Origin of the sequence: Tamlana carrageenivorans (assembly GCF_002893765.1) — a bacterium.
GTDB lineage: Bacteria > Bacteroidota > Bacteroidia > Flavobacteriales > Flavobacteriaceae > Pseudotamlana > Pseudotamlana carrageenivorans.
The window spans coordinates 2287501-2314266 of the sequence record NZ_CP025938.1 but is presented as its reverse complement, the minus strand read 5'-3'; the positions used below and the strand labels follow the sequence as shown (position 1 = coordinate 2314266).

Annotated in this window: 20 protein-coding genes, 1 tRNA gene, 2 rRNA genes and 1 pseudogene (1 of these 24 only partly in view); 13 read left to right on the top strand and 11 right to left on the bottom strand. The window is 35.9% G+C overall.

Annotation, left to right across the window (positions count from 1 at the left end; genetic code table 11):
- Window positions 1-2 precede the first annotated feature (2 nt).
- The 5 genes from ftsH to C1A40_RS10195 all read left to right on the top strand — a co-directional run bounded on the left by ftsH (window position 3) and on the right by C1A40_RS10195 (window position 4425).
- On the top strand, window positions 3-1970 hold the full coding sequence (gene ftsH, locus C1A40_RS10215) for an ATP-dependent zinc metalloprotease FtsH (protein WP_102995812.1): 1968 nt from the start codon (window positions 3-5) through the stop codon (window positions 1968-1970).
- Window positions 1971-2084: 114 nt separating this feature from the next.
- Window positions 2085-2693: an LUD domain-containing protein gene (locus C1A40_RS10210; RefSeq protein WP_102995811.1), complete on the top strand. Its 609-nt coding sequence runs from the start codon at window positions 2085-2087 to the stop codon at window positions 2691-2693.
- Between the two features lies 1 nt (window position 2694).
- Entirely contained in the window at window positions 2695-3516 is an 822-nt protein-coding gene (locus tag C1A40_RS10205; RefSeq protein ID WP_102995810.1) for a phosphatidate cytidylyltransferase, read from the top strand.
- Entirely contained in the window at window positions 3506-4159 is a 654-nt protein-coding gene (locus C1A40_RS10200; protein ID WP_102995809.1) for a phosphatidylserine decarboxylase family protein, read from the top strand. The genes C1A40_RS10205 and C1A40_RS10200 overlap by 11 nt, the downstream gene beginning before the upstream one ends.
- Window positions 4159-4425 carry an acyl-CoA-binding protein gene (locus C1A40_RS10195; protein WP_102995808.1) on the top strand — a complete coding sequence of 89 codons (267 nt, stop codon included), beginning with the start codon at window positions 4159-4161 and terminating at the stop codon, window positions 4423-4425. Before C1A40_RS10200 ends, C1A40_RS10195 begins: the two co-directional genes overlap by 1 nt.
- Window positions 4426-4648: 223 nt before the next feature.
- Here C1A40_RS10195 and C1A40_RS10190 read toward each other — a convergent pair whose 3' ends face one another.
- From C1A40_RS10190 to C1A40_RS10175, 4 genes are all read right to left on the bottom strand, one after another.
- Window positions 4649-5569: an ISAon1 family transposase gene (locus tag C1A40_RS10190; RefSeq protein ID WP_338418088.1), complete on the bottom strand. Its 921-nt coding sequence runs from the start codon at window positions 5567-5569 to the stop codon at window positions 4649-4651.
- 52 nt (window positions 5570-5621) lie between these two features.
- A complete protein-coding gene (locus C1A40_RS10185) occupies window positions 5622-5981 on the bottom strand; it encodes an ISAon1 family transposase N-terminal region protein (RefSeq protein WP_102994345.1) in 360 nt (119 codons plus the stop codon).
- 380 nt (window positions 5982-6361) lie between these two features.
- Window positions 6362-7456: an OmpA family protein gene (locus tag C1A40_RS10180; protein ID WP_102995806.1), complete on the bottom strand. Its 1095-nt coding sequence runs from the start codon at window positions 7454-7456 to the stop codon at window positions 6362-6364.
- A gap of 397 nt (window positions 7457-7853) precedes the next feature.
- Complete coding sequence (locus C1A40_RS10175) at window positions 7854-10490, bottom strand: valine--tRNA ligase (protein ID WP_102995805.1); 2637 nt, start codon at window positions 10488-10490, stop codon at window positions 7854-7856.
- Window positions 10491-10798: 308 nt separating this feature from the next.
- On the opposite strand from C1A40_RS10175, the gene C1A40_RS10170 reads away from it, so the two are divergent.
- From C1A40_RS10170 to C1A40_RS10150, 5 genes are all read left to right on the top strand, one after another.
- Window positions 10799-11206: a DUF1573 domain-containing protein gene (locus C1A40_RS10170; protein ID WP_102995804.1), complete on the top strand. Its 408-nt coding sequence runs from the start codon at window positions 10799-10801 to the stop codon at window positions 11204-11206.
- 207 nt (window positions 11207-11413) lie between these two features.
- Window positions 11414-12604, top strand: coding sequence for a pyridoxal phosphate-dependent aminotransferase (locus tag C1A40_RS10165; protein WP_102995803.1), 1191 nt, complete (start codon window positions 11414-11416; stop codon window positions 12602-12604).
- A gap of 5 nt (window positions 12605-12609) precedes the next feature.
- Entirely contained in the window at window positions 12610-13623 is a 1014-nt protein-coding gene (gene murB / locus C1A40_RS10160) for a UDP-N-acetylmuramate dehydrogenase (RefSeq protein ID WP_102995802.1), read from the top strand.
- Window positions 13624-13687: 64 nt separating this feature from the next.
- Window positions 13688-14218 (top strand): RNA polymerase sigma factor, encoded by a 531-nt coding sequence (locus C1A40_RS10155; RefSeq protein WP_102995801.1) that lies wholly within the window; start codon window positions 13688-13690, stop codon window positions 14216-14218.
- Window positions 14219-14230: 12 nt separating this feature from the next.
- Window positions 14231-15019 carry an anti-sigma factor gene (locus C1A40_RS10150; RefSeq protein WP_102995800.1) on the top strand — a complete coding sequence of 263 codons (789 nt, stop codon included), beginning with the start codon at window positions 14231-14233 and terminating at the stop codon, window positions 15017-15019.
- A gap of 72 nt (window positions 15020-15091) precedes the next feature.
- Here C1A40_RS10150 and aqpZ read toward each other — a convergent pair whose 3' ends face one another.
- Window positions 15092-15778, bottom strand: coding sequence for an aquaporin Z (gene aqpZ, locus C1A40_RS10145; RefSeq protein ID WP_102995799.1), 687 nt, complete (start codon window positions 15776-15778; stop codon window positions 15092-15094).
- An 865-nt stretch (window positions 15779-16643) separates the two neighbouring features.
- Between aqpZ and C1A40_RS10140 the strand changes: the two genes are divergently transcribed.
- The 3 genes from C1A40_RS10140 (at window position 16644) to istB (ending at window position 21497) form a co-directional block, all read left to right on the top strand.
- The gene (locus tag C1A40_RS10140) at window positions 16644-18866 is read left to right on the top strand and encodes an FUSC family protein (RefSeq protein WP_102995798.1); all 2223 of its coding nucleotides are present in this window, start codon (window positions 16644-16646) and stop codon (window positions 18864-18866) included.
- A 299-nt stretch (window positions 18867-19165) separates the two neighbouring features.
- Window positions 19166-20719, top strand: a complete 1554-nt coding sequence (gene istA, locus C1A40_RS10135) for an IS21 family transposase (protein ID WP_102995797.1) — start codon at window positions 19166-19168, stop codon at window positions 20717-20719.
- 37 nt (window positions 20720-20756) lie between these two features.
- Window positions 20757-21497, top strand: coding sequence for an IS21-like element helper ATPase IstB (istB, locus tag C1A40_RS10130; protein ID WP_102994337.1), 741 nt, complete (start codon window positions 20757-20759; stop codon window positions 21495-21497).
- Window positions 21498-21618: 121 nt separating this feature from the next.
- On the opposite strand, the pseudogene C1A40_RS18500 reads toward istB, so the two are convergent.
- The 6 genes and pseudogenes from C1A40_RS18500 to C1A40_RS10105 form a co-directional block, all read right to left on the bottom strand.
- A pseudogene (locus C1A40_RS18500) lies at window positions 21619-22665 on the bottom strand (IS256 family transposase).
- Between the two features lie 84 nt (window positions 22666-22749).
- Complete coding sequence (locus C1A40_RS10120) at window positions 22750-23616, bottom strand: ISAon1 family transposase (RefSeq protein ID WP_422395608.1); 867 nt, start codon at window positions 23614-23616, stop codon at window positions 22750-22752.
- 52 nt (window positions 23617-23668) lie between these two features.
- A complete protein-coding gene (locus tag C1A40_RS18295) occupies window positions 23669-24028 on the bottom strand; it encodes an ISAon1 family transposase N-terminal region protein (protein WP_102994345.1) in 360 nt (119 codons plus the stop codon).
- Between the two features lie 239 nt (window positions 24029-24267).
- A tRNA-Lys gene (locus C1A40_RS10115) sits at window positions 24268-24340 on the bottom strand.
- Between the two features lie 114 nt (window positions 24341-24454).
- Window positions 24455-24562, bottom strand: a 5S ribosomal RNA gene (rrf, locus tag C1A40_RS10110).
- Window positions 24563-24748: 186 nt separating this feature from the next.
- Window positions 24749-26766, bottom strand: a 23S ribosomal RNA gene (locus C1A40_RS10105) (it continues 801 nt past the right edge of the window).

Genomic DNA, 26766 nt, shown 5'->3' with positions numbered 1-26766 from the left:
AAATGGCAAAAGACAATAAAAAACCAAAAGAAAAAAAACCAAAATTCAGTCCGTATTGGGTTTACGGTGCATTAATTGCTTTATTTTTAGGATTTCAATTATTTAGTGGCGATAGTTACGAAGGAGGCAATACGACAACGCCCCAAGAGTTTTTTAATTATTTAAAAGACGGTGATGTTGCACGTGTTAATATCGTTAAAAACACACGCGTGGCTAAAGTATATTTAACTACTGAAGCGCAAACTAAAGACATTCATAAAGGCTCAAAGCCACAATCTATTATTCCTTCGGCAACAGAATTGCCGAACTATAAGTTTGAATTCGGAGATCTTCAAAACTTTGAAAATGAAGTTAACCTTATTATAAAAGATTTACCGACTAAACCATCGGTGACTTTCGACACAGAAACCAATGACTTAGGCAACTTATTAATGGGAATTCTTCCTTTTATTTTGCTTATAGGTGTTTGGATTTTTATCATGAGACGTATGTCTGGTGGTGCTGGTGGTGGTGCTGGCGGACAAATTTTTAACATCGGGAAATCGAAAGCCAAGCTTTTTGATGAAAAAACGGAAGTTAAAACAACATTCAAAGATGTAGCAGGACTTGAAGGTGCTAAAGAAGAAGTACAAGAAATTGTAGATTTCCTTAAATTCCCTGAAAAATACACAACCTTAGGTGGTAAAATTCCAAAAGGCGCCTTACTTGTAGGACCTCCAGGAACAGGAAAAACTTTATTAGCAAAAGCCGTTGCCGGTGAAGCTAAAGTACCTTTCTTCTCGTTATCAGGTTCAGATTTTGTTGAAATGTTTGTTGGTGTTGGAGCATCTCGAGTTAGAGATTTATTTAAGCAGGCCAAAGAAAAATCGCCTTCAATCATCTTTATTGATGAGATTGACGCCATTGGTCGTGCTAGAGGAAAGAATGCCATGTCGGGAAGTAACGATGAGCGTGAAAACACGCTAAATCAGCTATTAACTGAAATGGATGGTTTTGGAACCAATACCAATGTGATTGTAATCGCTGCAACCAATAGAGCGGATATTTTAGATACAGCCTTAATGCGCGCTGGTCGTTTTGACAGACAAATTTATGTTGATTTACCGGATGTAAGAGAACGTAAGGAAATTTTTGAAGTACACCTTAGACCGCTTAAAAAAGCAGAAAACTTAGATTTAGACTTCCTTTCTAAACAAACACCCGGATTTTCGGGTGCTGATATCGCTAATGTTTGTAACGAAGCGGCTTTAATTGCTGCTAGAAACAATAAAAAAGCGGTGGATAAACAAGACTTTTTAGATGCTGTAGATCGTATTATTGGTGGTCTTGAGAAGAAAAATAAAATCATAACTCCTAGCGAGAAAAAAGCTGTAGCCTATCACGAAGCAGGTCATGCTACTATAAGCTGGATGTTAGAACATGCTGCACCATTAGTAAAGGTTACTATTGTACCTCGCGGACGATCATTAGGGGCGGCTTGGTATTTACCAGAAGAAAGACTTATTGTTCGCCCAGAACAAATGCTTGATGAAATGTGTGCTGCCCTTGGAGGACGTGCTGCCGAAAAAGTAATTTTTAACAAAATTTCAACCGGTGCATTAAGTGATTTAGAAAAAGTTACCAAACAAGCAAGAGCCATGGTAACCATATACGGCTTAAGTGATAAGATTGGAAATTTAACCTATTACGATTCAGGCCAAAGCGATCACGGTTTTACTAAACCATACAGTGAAGAAACGGCTGTTCTTATTGATAAAGAAATTTCTAAAATTATAGAAGAACAATACCAACGCGCTATTAAATTATTAGAAGAAAATAAAGATAAGTTAACAGAACTTGCTGAAGTACTTCTGGAAAAAGAGGTAATTTTTAAAGATAATCTTGAAAAAATATTTGGTAAGCGTGCCTTCTTAAAAGAAGAAGCTATCACTTCTAAATCAGAAAATAATAACACTGAAGAAGAAGCGTAACACTTTTTAAAAATTAAGTGCAAAACAAAAATCTTAAATTAATCATTTGATTAATTTAAGATTTTTTATATTTGGTGTTCCTCTCAACACAAATTCTTATAATTTCGGTATTTAATGAGTCTTTTTAAAAAAATTTTTGGTTCAAAATCTAAAAAACCTGACGAGGAGATTACATCAGACGATAGAGGCAAATATATGCCGGAGGTCAAACTCCCTATAGACGAAAGGTTTACCATAAATTTTAAAGCAAATGGCGGGAAATTTCTTTACTGCGATGATTTAAATGAAGTTTATCAAAACCTCAACCTTATTATTAGTGAGAACGAATGGCAAGAGGAACAAGTTCTTTTATTGGATTCTGAATTGGGAAACAAGTTTAAAAGCCTAAAACTTAAAGCGACTAAAAAACTTAATCAAGCGCCTTTTTTCTTAACCACATGTGAAAACCTTATCGCTAACGATGGTTCGATTTTAATTTCATCGAAACAGATTTTTGAAAAAAAACTTCTTGAATTACCGTTCAACTTTATCGTTTTTGCCACTACTAGTCAGTTGGTAGAAACTATAGGAGAAGGATTAAAAGGTATCAAATCTAAAAACAGTAAACAAATCCCAACAAATATCACGACTATAAAACACTTTAAATCTGGTGAAGATAACAACTTCCTAAGTTATGGCAGTAGTGCTAAAAACTTATACCTCCTACTACTAGAAGATTTATAGAATGAAAGAAATAGTTATTCGATCACTTTCTGGATTACTTTATATATCCATTTTACTTGTTTCATTATATTTTGAGCATTTATTAATCGCTTTATTTTGCTTATTTGGCTTACTATGTTTGGCCGAATTTCAAAAACTCATTCAGTTAAAAAGCAATATTCCTTACGTCATATTTATTATACTGTATATCTTCTTTGGGTATTGGCAAACCGTATTAAATACTAACGAAGGGTTAACTGAAGCAACACAAATACTACTTGTACTTTCCATTTTTGTGAACCTATTTTTAATAAAAGATTTGTTTTCCGAAAAAAGGATTCCTCTTTTTAGCACCAAAAGATTTTTACTTACTACATTTTATTTGTCTAGTGCCTTTGTGTTTTTAGTGCTCATTACAACAAACCAAAACGAATATAATCCTATAATACTACTAGGGGCTTTTATATTAATTTGGGTGAATGACACCTTTGCTTATTTAGTGGGTAAAAATTTTGGAAAACAAAAACTTTTTGAATCCATTTCCCCTAAAAAAACGGTAGAAGGATTTCTTGGTGGCTTATTTTTTTCCTGCGTAGCAAGTTATTTTATTGCTACCTTTACCCAATCTTTAAACTCTGCCAGCTGGTTAGTTTTAAGTATTATTGTTAGTGTTTTTGGAACTCTAGGCGATTTAATTGAATCCAAGTTTAAAAGGCAAGCAAATGTGAAAGACAGTGGTGTTATTATGCCAGGTCATGGCGGCTTGTTAGACCGACTGGATAGCATTATTTTTGCTGCCCCTTTTATATATTTATTTTTAAGAATTTTACATTATGTTTCATAAAGAAGGCTATAAAATTATTATAATAACGTTTGTAAGCGTTATAGGCTCTGCTTTACTTGCTGATCGTTTTATTGATATAAACTGGCTTAGAACAAGCCTGCTCGTTGCTTTAATCGTATTTTTAATATTGATTCTTCAGTTTTTTAGAAACCCCAAAAGACATACCATACCAAATAATACACAGGTAATATCGCCCGTTGATGGGAAGGTTGTCGTTATAGAAGAAGTTTATGAAAAAGAGTACTTCAAAGACAAGCGATTACAAGTGAGTGTATTTATGTCGCCAATAAATGTTCATGTCACACGTTATCCTATTGGTGGTCATGTCATTTTTAGCAAGTACCACCCGGGTAAATACTTAGTGGCATGGCACCCCAAAGCTAGTGAAGAAAATGAACGCACTACCGTTGTTGTTGAAAACGAAACCTTTGGAAAGGTCTTATTCAGACAAATTGCTGGAGCTTTAGCCAAACGTATTGTAAATTATGCCAAATTAAATGATAAGGTGGCGCAAGGCAGTGATTCTGGTTTTATCAAATTTGGTTCTCGTGTAGATTTATTTTTACCTGTAGACACCAAAATTAACGTGACATTAAACCAAAAAGTTAGAGGAGGTGAAAGTATTATCGCCGAATTAAGATAATGAGCAAAAGTGAGTTAGACATGGAGTTTAATCAGGCTGTTGATCGGGTAAATGCTTATAAAGAACCATTTCCTGCCGATACTTTACTGAAATTATACGCTTACTACAAAAAAGCTACAAACGATTATGGACGCCCTAAAAGTAAAAAGCCCATCATAAATGCTTTTAAAACTAATGCTTTGTTTCAAGTAAAAGGCCTAAGCGAAGACGAAGCAAAACAACGTTACATAGACTTAGTTAATAGCTATTTTTTATACGGAAAATAAGCCGTATTTCTACTTTCTTTTATATCAGCAGAATCAAAGTCAGTTAAACTCCTACCCACAAAAAGGTCATCCTTTTATGTTTCATGTCGACATGGATTTTCATCAAAAGAGCCGGTCGTTCATTCTGAAGCATCCCAAAAAATTGGACAGTACTATAAAAACACGCTCCAATCGAATTACAGACACTTTAGGGATCAAGAGCAAAAGTTGGGGGATTTTAGAATTAAGCAAAAATAGTAGTTAATCTATAGAGGAAGAATTTTACGTTTCTTACGCCTCTGAACTGTGCTCTAAAAGCCTTAATTTTAGCATTGAAAGCTTCTGCTGAAGCGTTGGTACTTCTATTATCAAAATAGTTTAGAATGTTTTGATAGTGAACAGACATGGTTCTGGATATAGTATTAAAGCTTTTAAAGGCTGCTTGTCTAACTTTTTCATCCCATTTAGCTAATCGTGTTAATGCGGAAGTTTTATCCTGAGTATTGTTAAAAATCCAAGATAAGTTCTGGCATAGTTTGTATGCTTTTTCTATATCAGGATAGTGTTTAAATAGCATCACTGATCTTTTAGCTTGGTTTTCAGTCCACTTGTTGCTTGGCTTATAGAGTAAATATCTTCCTCTTGCCAGTAGTTGTTTTAATGTATCTCCGTTTGGAAGTATTTCAGGTGTGTATTTTAAAGATTTACTTCTAGCGTCTTCTATGGCATCATTTTCAAAATCGATGGCTTCCCACCTGTGTTTTATTCTTATTTCTTGCAAAGCGTCCAATGCTAATTTCTGCACATGAAAACGGTCTATAACTAAGCAGGCATTGGGGAATGATTTTTTAACAATGAGTCCCATGTTTCCTGCCATATCCAGAGTCACTTCTTTAACTTTATTTCTTTGTTTTAAAGGAATTTCATGAAGTATTTTTATCACTGTTTCAGCTTTAGTTCCTTTAACTATAGCTACTATAGAGCCTTTCTTTCCTTTGGCATCTTTATTGGTTAAGATGGTGTAGAGTTCGCCATTGCAAAAAGCGGTTTCGTCAAGCGATAGGTAGCTTCCTAGATTCTCAGGGTACAATAGCCAATCTTTTGCATGGGCTTTTTGATCCCAAGATTTAAAATCACTTAAGTGATCTTTGTACTGGCGTTGCAGTTTCTTGCCGTTAACACCGTAGAAAAATCCAATGGTGTGGCAATCCGTAGCTTTAGTATGGACTAATTTCTTTTAAAAAATCAGCAAACTCGGCGGTCATCCGTGTTCCCTGTGCTACTAAATTCCAATCTCTATGAACCACTTCATTGGTTTGCTTATTCAGCCATCTGCGGCGTTTTATATGAAGGTAAACATTTTTACCTCGTATAGGGAAGTCTTGAACGGTAGCCTCAGAAAAGAAGCCTTTGGAATGAAGTTTAGTTCCATTAAATTCTTCGGGAATCGTGTTTAGTTCTGTAAAATAAAAATGTAGTGCTTCTCCTTTAATTTCGTGCTTGTCCAAATCAAAATACTTCATAAGTATTTCTGGAAGTAATAAATTGGCTATGGCTAATAATGAATCTGATGACATTAAAAATTTTTATTCAAAGATCTTCTTTTTTTAAATACTCCCCAACTTTTGTGCTTGATCCCAACTTTAGCCAAAACCTAATATCTTAAATCCTTTTGGATTTCGTTTTCAATAATCTAGCCATCCTCTCAATTCACATAGAAAGCTTCTTTAACCAAACTTTTAACTCATAATTTCACAATCACCTAGTAGTTCAATGTGTAATATATACGTATAATTCAAAAGAATTACAATCAAGACTGCCCTAGTAAAAGTATTAAATTAAAAGATAAGTTATTATCTGTTGACCATAACACTAAGGAACCTTATTTAAATAAAAAGGCTTTCTAGTTACCCAGAAAGCCTTTCTTTATACTTAAAATTTATACTTTATATTATTATTACTTCCAGATTAACTCATAGTCAGTTCTACGGTTTTCTCTGTGCTCAGCAGAAGTACACTTAACACTATCTGAGCAATGGTTATTCAATTGCGTTTCTCCGAATCCTTCAGATTTGAATCTAGAACGATCTATACCTTTGCTTACCGCATAATCTAAGATGCTTTGAGATCTTTTTTGGGATAAATCTAGGTTATAATCTTTAGCACCTCTACTATCAGCGTGAGATTTAATATCTAAAACCGCAGTAGGATATTTATTCATATACTCAACAAGTTCATCAACAATATCTTTATCTTCTGAAGTTAAAGTGGCAGAATCGAAGTGGTAGTACACACGACGTAATTCACTAAGATCTGATTCCATATTTTCACGTAAAATCGCCTCTTCATCTACTTCTGGCTCAGGCGTAGCCTCTACTACAGGAGTTGGTTCTACTACTGGTTCTGGCTCTGAAACAATTTCCTCTTCTACTGGAGGTGGCACTGGTGCTGGTTTTTTCTTAGCAAAAAGACCTGGCTTAAACACAATACCCGCGGCATGCTGAATGTGGTTATTACCTTTATCATCTTTGTTAATTCCCCATTTACCCATAGTATTGAGGTTAATAGCGAAGTTATCACTTAACCAGAAATTAGATCCTGCTCCAGCATTAAAGGTTAAAACTCTATTATTAATTAGAGAAGAACCTCCCATACCAACTTGTAAGTAAGGATCAAACCAACCTTGCTTTGTAAAAAATTTATTCAGTTGGTATGAAAGCATACCATCTACAGCCCAATAATCTTCGTCTTCTGTTAAAATCATTCCTTGAGCTGGCTTACCTTCCTTTAAGGTATTAATAGTTCCTATGGCTTGAATAGCAAAGCCAGACCCCAAATTATAACCGATATTCAATCTATTAGGATATGCTGTAGAATGCCAATTATCAAATTTAAATGCATCTTTTCCTGCTGATCCTGAATCATCAATAAAGTTATATCCTAAGCCAAAAAACCAACCGCTTTCTTTACTCTCTCCACTCGATTGAGCAGTAATAGTTGAAAGGGACCCCATGGCGAGCATGAGTAAACTAAATAAGTAAATTTTTTTCATAATGAATTAATTAATGTAAGTAACTGACTACCAACAGTGAGTCTATCGTGTCATTCCTACTTGATTAGAATATCAAATATAGAAAACTGGTAAGATTATTCCCAGTGAAATCTTAAAAATCTTTAATAAAATTAAAAATAAACACCTAAAAACGAATGATTTAACAATTATGCAATATAAATCAACACAAAATTACAAATCAATATTTTAGACTCCTTTTTTTAAAAAATCATCAATCCACTCAAACAGAATTAGCCACAAAAACAAGGTTTAAATCATTTTTATAACCAAACAATTTTTCATCTATATATACCAAAAGCAAAAAGTTCTTCCATGATATTAGTAATACCATGGAAGAACTTTTTAACCATTTAAATCTGTTACCAAAAACAATTACTTAATTCAAACTTGCTAAACTGGCCTTTAAAGTTTCAATTTTAGCTAAAGCATCGGCTTCCTTTTTCTTTTCAGCAGCGACTACCTGTTCTGGAGCACCAGCAACAAAGCGTTCGTTAGATAATTTCTTCTGAACCGATTTTAAGAAACCTTCGGTATATTTTAACTCTTCACTAAGTTTTACAATCTCAGCTTCAACATCAATAGCACCTACCATAGGAATAAAATACTCATTAGATTTCACTCGAAAAGTTAAAGCGCCCTCTACCGTTTCCTCGGTGTATTCAATATTTTGTAGGTTGCCGATTTTTGCAATAACGCCATCAAAGGTTTTGCTTGTTTGTCCATTATTAATAACAGAAAAACTAATCGCATCTTTAAAAGGAATATTCTTTTGCTTTCTAATGTTTCTAATCCCCGAAATAACTTCTGAAGCAAATTCAAACTCAGAGATTAATTCTTCATTAATATCCTTGAACACAGGCCATTTTGCTACTATTAAAGCTTCATCTGGGGTTCTTTCCGAGATATATTGCCAGATTTCTTCAGATAAAAATGGCATAAACGGATGTAACACTTTTAAGTTATTTTCAAAAGCTTCTATTACGGCTTTATAGGTAACTGCATCAATAGGTTTTTGATAAGCTGGTTTTATAATTTCTAACAACCATGAAGAAAAATCATCCATAATTAATTTATAAATCGCCATCAAAGCATCGCTCAATCTGTACTTACTAAAATGGTCTTCAATTTCAACTAAAGCACTTTGGAATTTAGCTTCATACCACTGCAATCCTATTTTTGAGGTTTCAGGCTGCGGAATATTTTCATCGATTTCCCACCCTTGAATTAAACGGAATGCATTCCAAATCTTGTTTCCGAAACCTTTTCCTTGCTGACATAGCGCTTCATCAAACATCAAATCGTTTCCGGCAGCCGAACTTAATAGCAAGCCTACACGAACACCATCTGCCCCATATTCCTCAATAAGTTTTAAAGCATCTGGAGAGTTTCCTAAGGATTTACTCATTTTTCGTCGTTGCTTATCACGAACTAATCCCGTTAAGTACACATTGTTAAACGGCTTTTCTCCTTTATACTCATAGCCAGCAATAATCATTCGTGCTACCCAAAAGAATAAAATATCTGGCCCAGTAACTAAATCGTTAGTAGGATAGTAATATTTTATTTCTTCATTCTCAGGGTTTCGAATACCATCAAACACACTCATGGGCCACAACCATGAAGAAAACCAAGTATCTAAAGCATCTTTATCCTGTTGTAAATCATCGATTTTTAATGCTTGATTTTTAGTAGCTTCTTTGGCAAGTTCTAGGGCCTTTTCAGCAGTTTCAGCTACTACAAAATCATTTTTACCATCACCGTAATAATAAGCAGGAATTTGTTGTCCCCACATTAACTGACGAGAAATATTCCAATCGCGAATATTCTCCATCCAGTGTCGGTAAGTATTTTCAAACTTTTTTGGAAATAAATTGATATCAGCATCTTCACCTAAAACAGCTTCAATAGCTGGCTTCACTAATTCTTCCATCTTTAAAAACCACTGATCACTCAAACGAGGCTCGATAACCGCTTTAGTTCTTTCAGAAGTACCAACTTTATTAATATGACTTTCTGTTTTTACTAAAATGCCTTTATCTTCTAACTCTTTAGTAATCTCTTTTCTAACAACAAAACGATCTTTACCTTCATAATGTAATCCGAAACTATTTAAAGAGGCATCATCGTGAAAAATATCAATCACTTCTAGGTTGTGCTTATCCCCTAGATTTTTATCATTTTCATCGTGAGCTGGAGTTACTTTTAAACAACCTGTTCCGAACTCCATATCCACATATTCATCTTCTATTATTGGGATGACGCGGTTACAGATTGGCACAATAGCTTTTTTACCTTTTAAATGATTAAAACGTTCATCATTAGGGTTGATACAAATTGCAGTATCTCCAAAAATTGTTTCCGGACGGGTGGTAGCTATGGTAAGTTTTTCGTCACTACCTTCAATTTTATATTCTAAATAGTATAGATTTCCTTGACGCTCTTCATGCACCACTTCCTCATCAGAAAGCGTTGTTTTGGCCTCAGGATCCCAATTTACCATGCGATAGCCTCTATAAATCAGTCCTTTTTGATATAAATCAACAAAAACCTTGATTACAGCTTCACTCATCTCATCATCCATGGTAAACTTCGTACGATCCCAATCGCAAGAACATCCTAATTTTTTAAGTTGTTCTAAGATCACACCACCGTACTCATGCGTCCAATCCCATGCATGACTTAAAAACGCTTCTCGAGATAAGTCATTTTTATCTATACCTTGTGCTTTTAATTTAGCAACCACTTTGGCTTCAGTAGCGATAGATGCATGATCGGTTCCTGGCACCCAACAGGCATTTTTACCCAACAGTCGCGCACGACGTATTAATACATCTTGAATCGTATTATTAAGCATGTGCCCCATATGTAAAACACCAGTAACATTTGGTGGCGGAATGACTATCGTGTAAGGTTCTCTTTCATCGGGTTCTGAATGAAAATAATTGTGTTTCATCCAATAGTTGTACCACTTGTCTTCTACCTTATGGGCATCATATTTTGATGGAATTTGCATGCTTCGGAATGGTTTTTGTAAAATTTTAAATAATAAAGCGCAAAAGTACTTATATTTCTTTTTCTGTGAAACTTTTAAAGACTTTGTTAGGCTGAAGTTTATACGATAATTTAACATTATTATAAGCTTTCATTTAGAAGTGATCCGTACATTTGACATGACCCATGAAATTTCAGAAAGTTGTATTACGTCTTTTATTTTTTGCAGATTATAGGAAAAGTAAGTATGTTTGAAGAACTTCTACGAAATAAAGACAGAAAGCAAATTCTTAAAAAAGGATAAAAATCGAAACATTAAAACTATAAAAAATGAAATCTCTATTTACAATTTTATTTATCGGATTAATAAGTTTGTCGGTTCAGGCTCAGGCTAAAATTAGCTTTGAATCAGACACTATAGATTATGGAACCATTGAAAAAGGTGCAGATGGTGTACGCGTTTTCAAGTTTACAAATACAGGTAATGAACCTCTTATTATCTCTAAAGTATCTTCAAGCTGTGGATGTACCATTCCTAAAAAACCAAAAGACCCTATTTTACCTGGAAAAACAGGGGAAATTGAGGTAAAATATGACACCAATCGCGTGAATCCTATTAGAAAAACAATTACCGTAATTTCTAACGCGGAGACTCCAACAGTAGCGCTAAAAATAAAAGGCTTAGTTGTTGAAAAATCTAGTGTTCTAGATAAAAAAAATAAAAGTGTGATGCAATAGCATTAACAGGACTAACACAAATTATAAAAAGGCTTAAACTCATGTTTAAGCCTTTTTCATTTAATCCCCTTGTTTAAAACAAATTAACAAAAGATTAGGCCTTTTCTTAAAAAAGTATTCAATTCCTTAAACATACCATCTATTTTAGGTTTGTTTATTGAAAAACTTCATATTATTTTCTCAACTTTACACCCTAAAAACTGTTAAATGCCAACCATATCTAAAAAAGGCCACCAAATGCCTGCTTCTCCTATTAGAAAACTTGTTCCTTATGCTGAACAGGCAGTTAAAAACGGGAAGCATATTTACTACTTAAACATAGGACAACCCGATATAAAAACGCCTGAAGTCGCCCTTAATGCAGTAAAGCAAAATGATATAGATATATTATCGTATTCCAGATCTGAAGGCTCTGAGGAATATCGTGTTAAACTCGCTAATTATTATAAAAACCATGATATTCCAATAACTCATGAAGATATCATTGTAACCACTGGAGCTAGTGAAGCCTTACTTTTTTTGTTTAGCAGTATTATGGATCCTGATGATGAAGTTATCATCTCAGAGCCCTTTTATGCCAATTATATTGCCTTTTCAACCGCTAGTGGTGTTAAAGTGGTACCTGCCATTTGTAATATTGATGATAATTTTGCATTACCATCTGTAGAAACATTTGAAAAATTAATTTCGCCAAAAACAAAAGCGATACTTATATGTAACCCTGGCAACCCTACAGGATCTTTATACTCAAAAGAGGAGATACAACAACTTGCCAACTTAGCCATTAAACACGATTTATTTTTAGTTGCTGATGAAGTTTACAGGGAGTTTATTTATGATGGAGACACCCATTACTCTATCATGCAAGTTGAGAATTTGAAGGAACATGCTGTAATGATCGATTCTGTATCAAAACGTTACAGTATGTGTGGTGCTCGTATTGGCTGCCTTGTTTCAAAAAACAAACTGGTGATGCAAACAGTGCTTAAATTTGCACAAGCCAGATTAAGTCCGCCAACCTATGCCCAAATTGCTAGTGAAGCGGCTCTGGATACCCCTCAAAGTTATTTTGATGAAGTGATTCACGAATACGTAGAAAGAAGAAATATACTCATTTCAGAACTACAGAAAATTGAAGGAATTAAAGTAGCGAAACCTAAAGGTGCCTTTTATTGTATTGTTGAGTTACCGATTAAAAATTCTGATCATTTTGCTCAATGGTTGTTAGAAAAATTTGATATTAATGGCGAAACCATTATGGTTGCTCCCGCAAACGGATTTTACTCAACGCCACATGTTGGTTTAAACCAAATTAGAATTGCCTACGTACTTAACAAAGAAAGCTTAATAAAAGCTGTACATATATTAAAAGAAGCCTTAAAAATCTATAAAGACTAAATACTGTGCAAATCGAACAAAATACTTCTTTAAAACCTTACAATACTTTTGGCATCGACGTTAAAGCTAAACATTTTGTATCTGTTCATTCTATTCAAGACCTTAAAGAGGTATTATCTCTTGAAAACCACCCCAACAAACTCATTTTAGGCGGCGGAAGTAATATGCTCCTTACCCAAGATTTTAATGGACTAGTAATCAAGGTCGAATTAAAGGGGATTGAAGTTCTTTTAGAAGATTCAGACTTCGTTACGGTTAAAGTTCAGGGGGGAGAAGTTTGGCACGACTTAGTCCTTTGGAGTATTAAAAACGACTATGGCGGACTTGAGAATTTATCTTTAATCCCCGGCAATGTTGGTACAGCGCCTATTCAAAATATTGGGGCCTATGGTGTTGAGCTAAAAGACAGCTTTGAGTCTTGTGAGGCCATTTCCGTAGAAACACAAGAACTGCATACCTTCAGCAAGGAAGATTGTCGTTTTGGATATAGAAATTCTATCTTTAAACAAGAAGCTAAAGGTAAATTTATTATTACAAGCGTTAATTTTAAATTAACAAAACGAAACCATAAACTACATATACAGTATGGAGCAATAGCCTCCGAGCTCGAAAAAGAAGGCATTAAAACACCGAGCATCCAAGCTATTTCAAAAGCCGTCATCAGTATTAGAGAAAGCAAACTCCCTAATCCTAAGGAAATTGGAAACTGTGGTAGTTTTTTTAAAAACCCTATCATCTTAAAATCGCAATATCAAACACTCTTAGAAAATTTTGAGGACATCCCATCCTACCCTGTTTCAGATGATGAAGTTAAAGTACCAGCGGGATGGCTCATTGAAAAAGCTGGTTTTAAAGGAAAAACCTTTGGTAATTATGGCGTACATAAAAATCAAGCCTTGGTTCTAGTAAATTATGGCGGCGCTAAAGGGGATGAAGTATTAAATCTGTCTAAATTAATTCAAAAAACGGTAAATCGTATTTTTAACATCAGTATTGAGGCCGAAGTAAATATCTTATAATCAAAAAGAAATTTCTAACTTTGCTCGCTTGGATTTGACAAGTATTATATAATGTCATTATAAATTGATTACAGCAATAGAAAAAGAAATAATCAATCTTCTTAAAAAAGAAGACAAAAGAGCCATAAGTTTACTCTATGACAACTATGCCGATGCCTTATTTGGAGTTATCCGAAAAGTGATTACCGACGAAGACATGGCGCAAGATGTGCTTCAGGAAACAATTGTGAAAGTTTGGCGGTACGCTAAAAAATACGATGCTACCAAAGCAAAGTTATTTACTTGGCTATACAGAATAGCGTATAACACTGCTATTGACAAAGTTAGATCACTAAAAAATAAAACAAATAATGAAGTCCAGATGGAAACTTCAACCGTATATAAGGTAACATCCAATGAACTGAATCAGGATGTTTTAGATATCAAAAAACATCTAAGTACTTTAGATGAAAAATATCAAATAGTGATTAACGCCCTCTTTTTTGAAGGTATGACGCAGCAAGAAGCTAGCGAAGAATTAGATATTCCATTAGGAACAATAAAATCAAGATTAAAAATTGGATTGCGTGAATTGAAAAAAATTTACGGTCCGTAATACATTTAAGTCATGAATGAGAAAGTACAAGCTTTTTTAAATTCTGGCCTGCTAGACAAATATCTATTAGGAGACACTTCTTCTGAGGAAACAAAACAAGTAGAATCCTATATTTCTAGATATCCAGAAGTACAGAATACCTACAACACCTTACAGTTTAATCTAGAGGTTGTTGCTAAAAGCCAAGCCATTGAAGCGCCTAAGCATATTTTGGATTCTGTTTTAGATGAATTAGACGAGAAACCTGTAATAGCATTAAAGCCACCTAAAAATTATAAAAAATGGTACAAATTTAGTGTAGCAGCTAGTATTGCCGCGTTAATTTTTGCTGGAACCTCTTTTATATTTTACAGCCAAAACCAGAAGCTTTCTGAAGAAAATCAAGTTGTTGTTGAAGAAATTTTTGATTTACGTAGTGATATCGATAAACACAACGAGATGCTAGATAGCATGATGAGGCAGCTTTTAAAACTCAACAACCCAGAAACCGAAAAGTACATTATTTCTGGAAATGAGCGTGCTAAAGACCTCAAAACCGTTGCTTATATTAATGCCAAGGAAAAAACATCCATGATTGATGTCGTTTCTCTACCACAATTACCTGAAGAACAATGCTATCAAATTTGGGCAGAATTACAAGGTAAAATGGTAAACTTAGGTATTTTAGATAAAGCAGACAGAAAATTAAGAAACATCCCATACATGGAAGATGTTCAAGGTTTAAGTATTACTATTGAACCTAAAGGAGGCAATAATGTAGCCTCTAAAGAAAACTCCGTTGCAGAAATTAGTTTACACTAATCCATTGAAAAACTCTCAAAAAAGCCTCGATCCTTACAGAATGAGGCTTTTTTTTATAGAAATATTACAGTTTTATTCTTTATCAAACAAAGCTTTATGCACAAAGCCCGCTACAAGCGCTCCGGCTATTGGCGCTAACCAAAACAACCATAATTGGGAGATGTACGCTCCGCCTGCAAATAAAGCCTGACTTGTAGATCTGGCGGGATTAACAGACGTATTCGTTATGGGAATACTTATTAAATGTATTAAAGTTAGTCCTAAACCAATAGCTATTGGAGCAAAGCCTTTAGGCGCTCTTTCGTTTGTGCTACCTAAAATAATAAGAAGGAAGAACATGGTTAAAAGAAATTCAGCTATAAATCCAGACATCATTGAATAGCCTCCAGGTGACAGACTTCCGTAGCCGTTTGAAGCAAACCCTCCAATAGTTTCAAAATCAGATTTCCCAGTTACAATAATAAATAATGCTCCTGCCGCCACAATACCGCCTAGCACTTGAGCTATAATATAGCCAAACAAGTCTTTAGCATCAAATTTCCCTCCAGCCCATAAACCGAAGGACACCGCTGGATTAAAATGTCCGCCAGAAATATGACCTACAGCATAGGCCATTGTTAAAACTGTTAATCCGAAAGCTAGGGCTACGCCAGCAAAACCAATACCAAGCTCTGGAAAGGCAGCAGCAAATATAGCACTCCCACAACCTCCAAAAACAAGCCAAAAAGTTCCAAAAAACTCTGCAAATAATTTTTTCATAATAATGATTTAATCGATTCGTGTATTAAATGTACAAATAATTAACACACAAAGACTTACTAATCAATCCCAATTATTGTGATTAGGCAGAAATGCTCGTCAATCTAAGGTGAAAGAAATCAACATGTTTACACCTCTAAGCCGTGCTCTAAAAGCTTTAGTTTTCGCATTGAAGGATTCGTTCTTCTATTAATAAAAGAGTTTACCCCCAGGGTTTAATAAGATTGTAATCATAACCATTCTAAAGCTTTTGAATACTACTTATTTAACTTTTTCACCACATATAGCTTACCGGGTTAGTGCGGAAGTTATACCCTAAATATTGTTTAAGATCCAAAATAGGTTTGTCTAGAGGTTGCTGGAATGTTTTTAGATAATGTCCTATATCATTCCATTTAATTAATGATGTTTAATATTTAGCCAATACCTAGTATTTTTTAGTTCACCTATTTTTATTAGAATTAAATTTTTTACTAAATCTTTCAAATCAAGGCAGCTTTTGATGCAGAGGTTTTAAGAGCTTCATTTGATAAAATTTCAATTATAAATGCTGCTTTTTACTATCCATTATAGGTTTAAAAGCGCCAAACTCATAGCCCGAAAGTCACCAGTTCGCGTCCATTCCATGCATATAATAAGGAGTTTATAACAATACAAACTCTTTTTTATGTGTTATTTTTGACAAGCTGTTTTAATAGAAGATCAAGAGCGGTGGTTGTTGCAACAACTTCTACCACGAGGTTAACAAGACATTCTTTAACGCTCACGTTTTATCCCTGCCACTTCTGCTAATTTTGATATTTATTTACATGAACTGCATATAGATTGAATATTTACTTCTTAAATTTGAAGGATAGAGCTGCATATGATTAAAAATTTACTTCGATATTTTAAGAGCATCCATTTTACAAAAGCCTTTTTAGTCGCTTTTGCTATGGCCATCCCTGTTTTTATTTCTATATATTTTTACGATAGATTAGACATAGGCTTCAGTATGGCCCTAGGAGCTATTTTATGTGCCCCATCTGATGTGGCCGGAAGTTTAAAACATAAATTTTATGGCATACTAGCCTCTATTATATTAACTTTCATAACAACGTTTTTAGTAGGCTATTTTAGCGCCTACTTTTATATGCTCATACCAGTACTCATTGTTCTTGTTTTTGCTATTTCTTATATCTCTGTATTCGGATTTAGAGCTTCGTTAGTATCGTTATCTGGATTATTATCCTTGGTATTAGCTTTTGCACAGCATAGTTCAGAAACCTCAAATTTCGAACATTCTTTATTCATAGCCTTAGGTGGGTTTTGGTTCTTATTCCTAACCATTTTAATGCAAATCATGTTTCCGAAAGTGGAAGTAGACTCCATGTTTGTTCAGTTACTCGAAAAAACGTCGGCCTTTATTAAAATACGAGGAAAACTACTAGAGGAAAGTCATAATAGAACAACACTTTTTGAAGAAATATTCAAACTACAAACCGAAATTAACGAGCTTCATGAAACTATTAGAGAACTAATCTTTGAAAAAAGATTAAGTTCGGGGTTTAGTAATAGAACGCGTAGACAGCAACTTTTTTTTGCTAAAATCATGGAAATCTACGAATTGGCCATTTCCAATACCATTGATTATGATAAGCTAGATGGTTTGTTCGAGAAGCATTCAGAAATTATAAATGAATTTAGAAATCTAATCTTTGAGATTTCAAACCGATTAGATCATATATCTAAAGTGATAGTAAAGGCAGAGAAACTTAACTTTCACACCAATTTCAAAATATTATTATACAATATAGAAAATCATATTAATGAATATAAATTTAGCGTAGGATTACCAAAATCTAGGGAAGGTACTATATTTTTATTGAATTACAAGGCATATCAAGATAAGCAAATAAGCAATCTTAATGATATGGCAAGGATATTAAACAACTATTCCAAAAACGATAAAATTAGAGGTATAAAAGATGCCGAACAATTTATTACGCCACAAGATTACGACTTTAAAAAGTTAAAGGCCAATTTCAGCTTTAAATCTCCAATTTTCAGACATTCGATTCGATTAACATTAACCATGTTAATTGGATTTATTATAGGGCATGTTATTGAAATGCAACAACCTTATTGGATTTTACTCACGATTGTAGTAATTATGCGACCGAGTTATAGTTTAACTAAAGAACGGACAAAGCACCGCGTGGTGGGCACACTAATTGGAGCTGCAGTAGGTGTAGGTATTGTTATTCTTACCCAAAATACTATTGTTTATGGTATTATTGCCGCCTTATCATTAATTATAGGTTTTTCGCTGGTAAAGCAAAATTATAGAAATGGGGCAGCTTTCATTACGCTCTATGTGATATTCATGTATGCGTTAATTACACCCAATATAATAACAGTAATAAAGTTTAGGGTAATTGACACCCTAATAGGATCAACATTAGCCTACATGGCGAATTACTTTTTTTGGCCAGCCTGGGAAGCCAAAAACATCAAGGAATTCTTTGCCAACAGCATTGAAGCATTATCAGAATTTTTAAAAGAAGTAGATAAACTGTATCATAAAAAAGGAGAAGCCCCAACAACATATAGTCTAGCCAGAAAGGAAGCTTTTATACAAATAGGTAACCTCAATGCTGCATACCAGCGGTTGGTACAAGAACCTAAATCGAAACAAAAGGATAGTGCCACTGTTTATGAATTAACGAACATTTTAAATACCTTCTTATCATCGCTTTCTTCATTAGGTATGTATATAAGAACAAATGAAACAGGTGACGCTCAAAAGCACTTTGAAATTTATGTGAAGCACATTTTATTTCATTTAAAAAAATCTATGGCGATTTTAAACAATGAAGATTCAAAAAAGAGCTTGGAAAGTCAGGAACTAGATCGTGCAACGCGTAGTTACGAAAATTATTTTCAAGATTTAATCTTAGAGCGCGATAAAGAAATAGAAGAAGGCCTTCCTATCACAGAAACTATGCGATCACAATTACACGAAACGCAATTAGTTTCCGATCAAGTAAAGTGGTTATTTAACCTTTCGGAAAACCTAGTTAAGAAAGTTAAAGGACTGAAAAATTAAAGGGCTAAATAAAGCGGTAAAAAATCCTTATACACCAAGCTTGAATTACTAGTTTCTTGTTTAATTGGTACACCAATAACTATTAATTCCTAACCAGAAACAAGGTAAGCTTATTCTGTGGCTAACACGGTTCGATTTGTGCCAGTGATTTCGGAGTTACTGTGCCGTTGATTTCGGTTTAAATTGTGCCACACGGAAATTGAGTTAGCTAAAAACGGTTTGATTTGTGCCAATGTTTCCGTTTCGATTTGTGCCACTTTAAGAGATCAAGTAATTACCTTATTGCTCTAAAAAGCGATATGGCCAACACACTTGATCCAATGGACCTAAAACAAATTATCAACTTAAAACAAGATGGTTATAGTAACCGTCAAATTGGAGCCACACTTGGCATTTCCCGCAACACTATAAATAGCTATATACACCTATTTAAAGGTAGTGGTTATAGTTTTAAGGAGTTATTAAAGCTAGACAACCACACCCTAGAAAAGCTCTTTACATCTCATACAACCATAAATAACAAACGCTATGATGAATTGATGCTTTATTTTGAAAGTATTAATAAGGCTCGGAACCACCCAGGATTTACTTTTTTGTACCACTACACAGAATATAGTCAAAAGGTTAAAGACCCTTATAGTTACACTCAATTCATGGAGCATTACCATCGTAAATATGCCAAGATCAAGGGATCTATGAAACTTGAACACGAGGCAGGGAAAGAGATGTTCGTGGACTTTGCTGGAAAAAAACTTCAGATAGTAGACAAAATCACAGGCGAGATACTTCCAGTAGAGGTCTTTGTTGCCATGCTCCCTAACAGTCAGTATACCTATGTTGAGGCTTGTATGAGCCAAAAGCGTGAAGATTTTATAAGTTGTTGCGAAAACGCCCTTCATTTCTACGGGGGAGTACCCAAGGCCATCGTATCAGACAATCTAAAATCAGTCGTTACCAGATCTAGTAGATACGAAGCTCAGGTTAACCGTAGTTTTAAAGACTTTGCCCGCCATTACAACTGCGTGGTCAATCCAACGCGTAGTTACTCCCCTCAAGATAAAGCGCTGGTGGAAAACGCGGTGCATCTAGCTTATCAACGGATTTATTATCCCCTTCGGGAAATGACCTTTTTTTCTTTAGCAGATCTAAACAAAGAGATAAAACTTCTGCTAGAGTGCTACAACAACCTATTATTCCAACGCAAAGAAGCTAGTCGTCTGGAGCTCTTCCAAAGCGTCGAACGAGAGTATCTAAAACCCTTAAGCAGTACACGCTACGAGATAAAAGAATATAGAAGAGCTAAGGTTCAGAAAATAGGCTATATCTATTTTTCACCAGATAAGACTTACTACAGCGTTCCATATCGTTACATTGGCAAGGAAACCACGCTACACTATACCAAAGGCATGGTAGAGGTGTATTATAATCAACAGCGCATAGCTATACACCAACGTAGCGGTTCCAAAGGCGCATACATAACCAACAAGGATCACCTTAGTAGTTCTCATAAACAATACAGCCAGTGGAGTCCGCAATACTTTAAGAACAAGGCAGCTGTCCATGGTAGTTATGTTGCAGCATGTGTCGAGCGGATTATTGCTGCGTTGGATTATCCTGAAACAGGGTATAAAAGAGCTATGGGCGTTATACAACTCCATAAGTCTTATGGCTCCCAAAGGTTAGATAATGCTTGCAAAAGAGCCATACAGGCTGATGCTGTAAGCTACAACAGGATAACCAACATACTGAAGAATAATCTAGATCAAAGCTCCTTATTCCTACAAGAAGAAACAGACCGAGGTTCTCATATCCCCAAGCATGCGAACATCCGTGGGGCATCCAATTATAAGTAAAAACAACACGAAAAAATCACTTAAATTTTATACATATATGAATACAAATCACACCATCGAAAAACTCAGAAAAATGAGATTAACAGCTATGGCTGAACTCCATCACAACCACCTTAGTGATAACCGAATAGAGGGTCTTACGCCAGATCAATATCTAGCATTGCTTACCGATCACCAATGGGAAGACCTTCAGAATAGAAAGATAAAAAGGCTTACAACGCAAGCAGCCTTTAAGCAGGGAGCTACACTTACAGATATTAATTACCTGCACAACAGAAGCTTGGACAGAAATATGTTCGAGCGTTTGGCTACTCTAGATTTTGTACAAAAAAAGGAAAACTTGATTATCACAGGATCCTCTGGAGTGGGTAAAAGTTATATAGCTCAGGCATTGGGACATCAAGCTTGTATGATGAATAAAAGAACCCTATACACAAATACTGCTAGACTGATGAAACGATTAAAACTAAGTAAAGTAGATGGCACTTACCTTAAAGAACTTGCAAAACTATTAAAAGTAGATCTGCTTATCCTTGATGATTTTGGTTTACAGAGCTTCGACAATCAGGACAGAGAGGCGCTTATGGACATAATCGATGAAAGACATGATAAAAAAGCAACGATTGTAGCTTCACAAATACCTGTATCCGCTTGGTACGATATTATCGGCGAAAGCACTATCGCTGATGCGATACTAGATCGTATTGTAAATTCATCGCATAGGATAAACCTTACTGGAGAATCCTTGAGAAAAGGTAAGTTGAAAGAACAGTATTAATTAAATTTAACTATTATTGTATGATCTCTTAAAGTGGCACGGTTTGACCGAAATAGAGTTTATCCAAAATTTTGTGTTTTTGAAAAATAATTTCAAAATTCATAGGTTAAAATAATATAGATTATAACCTGTTTGGAAAACAAATATACAATTGATTGTAAATTTGGCCCCATTTAAATCGTGTTTTCTTCCATTTTTTGCTGATGCTTTGAGCTGCTAAATATATGGATTTCAGTGCTGCATCATCATGAGGAAAGACTTTTTTGTTGCGTGTATATTTTCTTAAACTGGCATTAAAATTCTCAATGATATTGGTAGTATATATAAGTTTTCTAATCTCTTTTGGGTAGTTTAAAAACGCGGTCAAATTATCCCAATTGTTTTCCCAAGACTGTACGGCAGAGAGGTATTTATCTTCCCAATTTTGTTTAAAGACTTCGAAAGCTTCTACAGCTTTATCTAATCCAGAGAGGTTATCCGAACACAGAAAGAAGATATCTTTTACGCCTCTAGAGCGCAGATCGTCTAAAATGGACATCCAAGCAGCTGCCTTTTCTGTCTCCACAATACTCATGCTCAAAATATCTTGTTGCCCTTCGGTATTCACCCCTAAAACTATCATACAGGCTTTAGATATTACCTTGCCTTCTTGACGTATTTTATAATGAATAGCATCTATCCAGACAATGGGATATACGTCTTCTAAAGGTCTATTCTGCCATTGTTTGATGTCTTCCAATAATTGATTGGTGATAATGGATACCTGTGATGTGGAATACTACACTCCATAGGTACTTTCAATAAAATCAATAATATCGCTATTGCTCATACCTTTGGCGTAAAGCAGTTGAATACAATCTTCTAATTCTTGACTAATCGATTGATGTTTGGGGACAATAACAGGCTCAAAGCTCGCTTGACGATCTCTGGGGATTTTGATGCGTTGTTCGCCGTTATGAGTCTTGATAGTTTTCTCTGAGAAACCATTGCGCTGGTTGTTCTCAATTACAGAACCTCCTTTTTGAAACCCTAAGTGGGCAGTCATTTCTGCTTTTAAAAGTGATTCAATACCACGTTTAAGCAACTGTTCCTTGACCTGGTCAAAGTCCTCCTTGTTGCTGATTTTGCCGATCAAGGCGTCTAATTGTTTTTCTAAGTCTGAGTTCATAAAATAAAAATTTAAAAGTAAATTTTTTGCCTATGAATTTCAAAATCATTTTTAAACTAACTAACAGCAAAAACACAAAATAGTTTACAGTCCCTCTAAAAAAGCCTTAATTTTAGCATTGAAAGCTTCTGCTGAAGCGTTGGTACTTCTATTATCAAAATAGTTTAGAATGTTTTGATAGTGAACAGACATGGTTCTGGATATAGTATTAAAGCTTTTAAAGACTGCTTGTCTAACTTTTTCATCCCATTTAGCTAATCGTGTTAGTGCGGAAGTTTTATCCTGAGTATTGTTAAAAATCCAAGATAAGTTCTGGCATAGTTTGTATGCTTTTTCTATATCAGGATAGTGTTTAAATAGCATCACTGATCTTTTAGCTTGGTTTTCAGTCCACTTGTTGCTTGGCTTATAGTGTAAATATCTTCCTCTTGCCAGTAGTTGTTTTAATGTATCTCCGTTTGGAAGTATTTCAGGTGTGTATTTTAAAGATTTACTTCTAGCGTCTTCTATGGCATCATTTTCAAAATCGATGGCTTCCCACCTGTGTTTTATTCTTATTTCTTGCAAAGCGTCCAATGCTAATTTCTGCACATGAAAACGGTCTATAACTAAGCAGGCATTGGGGAATGATTTTTTAACAATGAGTCCCATGTTTCCTGCCATATCCAGAGTCACTTCTTTAACTTTATTTCTTTGTTTTAAAGGAATTTCATGAAGTATTTTTATCACTGTTTCAGCTTTAGTTCCTTTAACTATAGCTACTATAGAGCCTTTCTTTCCTTTGGCATCTTTATTGGTTAAGATGGTGTAGAGTTCGCCATTGCAAAAAGCGGTTTCGTCAAGCGATAGGTAGCTTCCTAGATTCTCAGGGTACAATAGCCAATCTTTTGCATGGGCTTTTTGATCCCAAGATTTAAAATCACTTAAGTGATCTTTGTACTGGCGTTGCAGTTTCTTGCCGTTAACACCGTAGAAAAATCCAATGGTGTGGCAATCCGTAGCTTTAGTATGGACTAATTTCTTTTAAAAAATCAGCAAACTCGGCGGTCATCCGTGTTCCCTGTGCTACTAAATTCCAATCTCTATGAACCACTTCATTGGTTTGCTTATTCAGCCATCTGCGGCGTTTTATATGAAGGTAAACATTTTTACCTCGTATAGGGAAGTCTTGAACGGTAGCCTCAGAAAAGAAGCCTTTGGAATGAAGTTTAGTTCCATTAAATTCTTCGGGAATCGTGTTTAGTTCTGTAAAATAAAAATGTAGTGCTTCTCCTTTAATTTCGTGCTTGTCCAAATCAAAATACTTCATAAGTATTTCTGGAAGTAATAAATTGGCTATGGCTAATAATGAATCTGATGACATTAAAAATTTTTATTCAAAGATCTTCTTTTTTTAAATACTCCCCAACTTTTGTGCTTGATCCGAAATTTCCACGGAATTTAATTTTTTCCAAAGATAAAATTATTTTTACTCCCCAACTTTTGCTCTTGATCCTTAATAGCCGCCCAGTAAGGTAGTGATAATTTCTAATCAAGGTTCCAGAAAGTATCAAACAAAAAAAAGCCTCCCTGCAAATTGCAAAGAGGCTTTAAAGTTTACTGTGACCGGGCTGGGGCTCGAACCCAGGACCCTCTCCTTAAAAGGGAGATGCTCTACCAACTGAGCTACCAGGTCAGTTTTGGTTGTTGGTTTCTGGTTTTTAGTTATTGGTGTTACTAATAACCATCAACCAATAACTAGTAACCATTAAAAATAAAAATCCTCAACAAATAAATGTTGAGGATTTGAAAAAGGCAACGACCTACTCTCCCACTAATGTAGTACCATCGGCGCTAATGGGCTTAACTTCTCTGTTCGGAATGGTAAGAGGTGAGCCCCATCGCTATAACCACCTTAAGTTGTTCAATTCCTGCGTAGGCAGGAATCTCTTTAAAGAACCTTTACCCTAGCTTGGAAAAGATTCCCGTTTACACGGGAATAAATATTTTAACATATTGAAATAAGATCATGATTTGATAATAATAATGTATTGAACTCTACTTCCTAGCACTGAGCTTGTCGAAGTGTTTAAAAAAACAGGCGTACAATAAGCCTATGGGTTATTAGTACTACTCGGCTATGACATTACTGCCTTTACACCTATAGCCTATCAACGTGATAATCTCTCACGACCCTTTAAAGAAATCTCATCTTGTGGTGGGTTTCGCGCTTATATGCTTTCAGCGCTTATCCCTTCCAAACGTAGCTACTCTGCAATGCTCCTGGCGGAACAACAGATACACCAGAGGTTTGTCCAACTCGGTCCTCTCGTACTAGAGTCAGATCCACTCAAATTTCTAACGCCCACTGTAGATAGAGACCGAACTGTCTCACGACGTTCTGAACCCAGCTCGCGTGCCACTTTAATGGGCGAACAGCCCAACCCTTGGGACCTTCTCCAGCCCCAGGATGTGACGAGCCGACATCGAGGTGCCAAACCCCCCCGTCGATATGAGCTCTTGGGGGAGATCAGCCTGTTATCCCCGGCGTACCTTTTATCCTTTGAGCGATGGCCCTTCCATGCGGAACCACCGGATCACTATGCTCTACTTTCGTACCTGATCGACTTGTAGGTCTCTCAGTCAAGCTCCCTTATGCCATTGCACTCTACGCACGGTTACCAAGCGTGCTGAGGGAACCTTTAGAAGCCTCCGTTACTCTTTTGGAGGCGACCACCCCAGTCAAACTACCCACCAAGCACTGTCCCTTCAAAAGAAGGTTAGACTCTAGATAAGCAAAGGGTGGTATTTCAACAATGACTCCACAACGCCTGGCGACGCCGCTTCAAAGTCTCCCACCTATCCTACACATTACTTATCCAAAACCAATACTAAGCTATAGTAAAGGTGCACGGGGTCTTTTCGTCCCACAGCGGGTAATCGGCATCTTCACCGATACTACAATTTCACCGAGCTCATGGCTGAGACAGTGTCCAGATCGTTGCACCATTCGTGCAGGTCGGAACTTACCCGACAAGGAATTTCGCTACCTTAGGACCGTTATAGTTACGGCCGCCGTTTACTGGGGCTTCATTTGAGATCTTCGCCGAAGCTAAACCCTCCACTTAACCTTCCAGCACCGGGCAGGTGTCAGGCCATATACATCATCTTTCAATTTAGCATAGCCCTGTGTTTTTGATAAACAGTCGCCTGGACCTTTTCACTGCGGCCACCCCGAAGGGTGGCGACTCTTCTCCCGAAGTTACGAGTCTATTTTGCCTAATTCCTTAGCCATGAATCTCTCGAGCACCTTAGAATTCTCATCCCAACTACCTGTGTCGGTTTAGGGTACGGGCTGCTTCACTCGCTTTTCTTGGAAGTCGCTTCTCTGGATTATCACCGTGACCGAAGTCTTAGTGTACTATCGCGGTATTACTACTCGCTTCAACGAACTATTCCGTCAGTTCGCACCAAATATACGCCTCCGTCACTTTTATCGTGAGCAGGTACTGGAATATTAACCAGTTGTCCATCCACTACCCCTTTCGGGTTCGCGTTAGGTCCCGACTAACCCTCAGCTGATTAGCATAGCTGAGGAAACCTTAGTCTTTCGGTGTGCGGGTTTCTCGCCCGCATTATCGTTACTTATGCCTACATTTTCTTTTGTAGCTTCTCCAGCATCCCTCACAGAACACCTTCGACGACACTACAATGCTCCCCTACCACTTTTACAAGTCCATAGCTTCGGTAGTATGTTTATGCCCGATTATTATCCATGCCGAACCGCTCGACTAGTGAGCTGTTACGCACTCTTTAAATGAATGGCTGCTTCCAAGCCAACATCCTAGCTGTCAAAGCAGTTCAACCGCGTTATTTCAACTTAACATACATTTGGGGACCTTAGCTGATGGTCTGGGTTCTTTCCCTCTCGGACATGGACCTTAGCACCCATGCCCTCACTGCTGCAAAACATTTTATAGCATTCGGAGTTTGTCAGGAATTGGTAGGCGGTGAAGCCCCCGCATCCAATCAGTAGCTCTACCTCTATAAAACTATGTTGCAACGCTGCACCTAAATGCATTTCGGGGAGTACGAGCTATTTCCGAGTTTGATTGGCCTTTC

What these genes read in the sequence shown, in the direction of transcription:
- ftsH (WP_102995812.1), top strand. Translation starts at nt 3, where the DNA reads ATGGCAAAAGACAATAAAAAACCAAAAGAAAAAAAACCAAAATTCAGT.
- C1A40_RS10210 (WP_102995811.1), top strand. Translation starts at nt 2,085, where the DNA reads ATGAGTCTTTTTAAAAAAATTTTTGGTTCAAAATCTAAAAAACCTGAC.
- C1A40_RS10205 (WP_102995810.1), top strand. Translation starts at nt 2,695, where the DNA reads ATGAAAGAAATAGTTATTCGATCACTTTCTGGATTACTTTATATATCC.
- C1A40_RS10200 (WP_102995809.1), top strand. Translation starts at nt 3,506, where the DNA reads ATGTTTCATAAAGAAGGCTATAAAATTATTATAATAACGTTTGTAAGC.
- C1A40_RS10195 (WP_102995808.1), top strand. Translation starts at nt 4,159, where the DNA reads ATGAGCAAAAGTGAGTTAGACATGGAGTTTAATCAGGCTGTTGATCGG.
- C1A40_RS10185 (WP_102994345.1), bottom strand. Translation starts at nt 5,981, where the DNA reads ATGTCATCAGATTCATTATTAGCCATAGCCAATTTATTACTTCCAGAA.
- C1A40_RS10180 (WP_102995806.1), bottom strand. Translation starts at nt 7,456, where the DNA reads ATGAAAAAAATTTACTTATTTAGTTTACTCATGCTCGCCATGGGGTCC.
- C1A40_RS10175 (WP_102995805.1), bottom strand. Translation starts at nt 10,490, where the DNA reads ATGCAAATTCCATCAAAATATGATGCCCATAAGGTAGAAGACAAGTGG.
- C1A40_RS10170 (WP_102995804.1), top strand. Translation starts at nt 10,799, where the DNA reads ATGAAATCTCTATTTACAATTTTATTTATCGGATTAATAAGTTTGTCG.
- C1A40_RS10165 (WP_102995803.1), top strand. Translation starts at nt 11,414, where the DNA reads ATGCCAACCATATCTAAAAAAGGCCACCAAATGCCTGCTTCTCCTATT.
- C1A40_RS10150 (WP_102995800.1), top strand. Translation starts at nt 14,231, where the DNA reads ATGAATGAGAAAGTACAAGCTTTTTTAAATTCTGGCCTGCTAGACAAA.
- aqpZ (WP_102995799.1), bottom strand. Translation starts at nt 15,778, where the DNA reads ATGAAAAAATTATTTGCAGAGTTTTTTGGAACTTTTTGGCTTGTTTTT.
- C1A40_RS10140 (WP_102995798.1), top strand. Translation starts at nt 16,644, where the DNA reads ATGATTAAAAATTTACTTCGATATTTTAAGAGCATCCATTTTACAAAA.
- istA (WP_102995797.1), top strand. Translation starts at nt 19,166, where the DNA reads ATGGCCAACACACTTGATCCAATGGACCTAAAACAAATTATCAACTTA.
- istB (WP_102994337.1), top strand. Translation starts at nt 20,757, where the DNA reads ATGAATACAAATCACACCATCGAAAAACTCAGAAAAATGAGATTAACA.
- C1A40_RS18295 (WP_102994345.1), bottom strand. Translation starts at nt 24,028, where the DNA reads ATGTCATCAGATTCATTATTAGCCATAGCCAATTTATTACTTCCAGAA.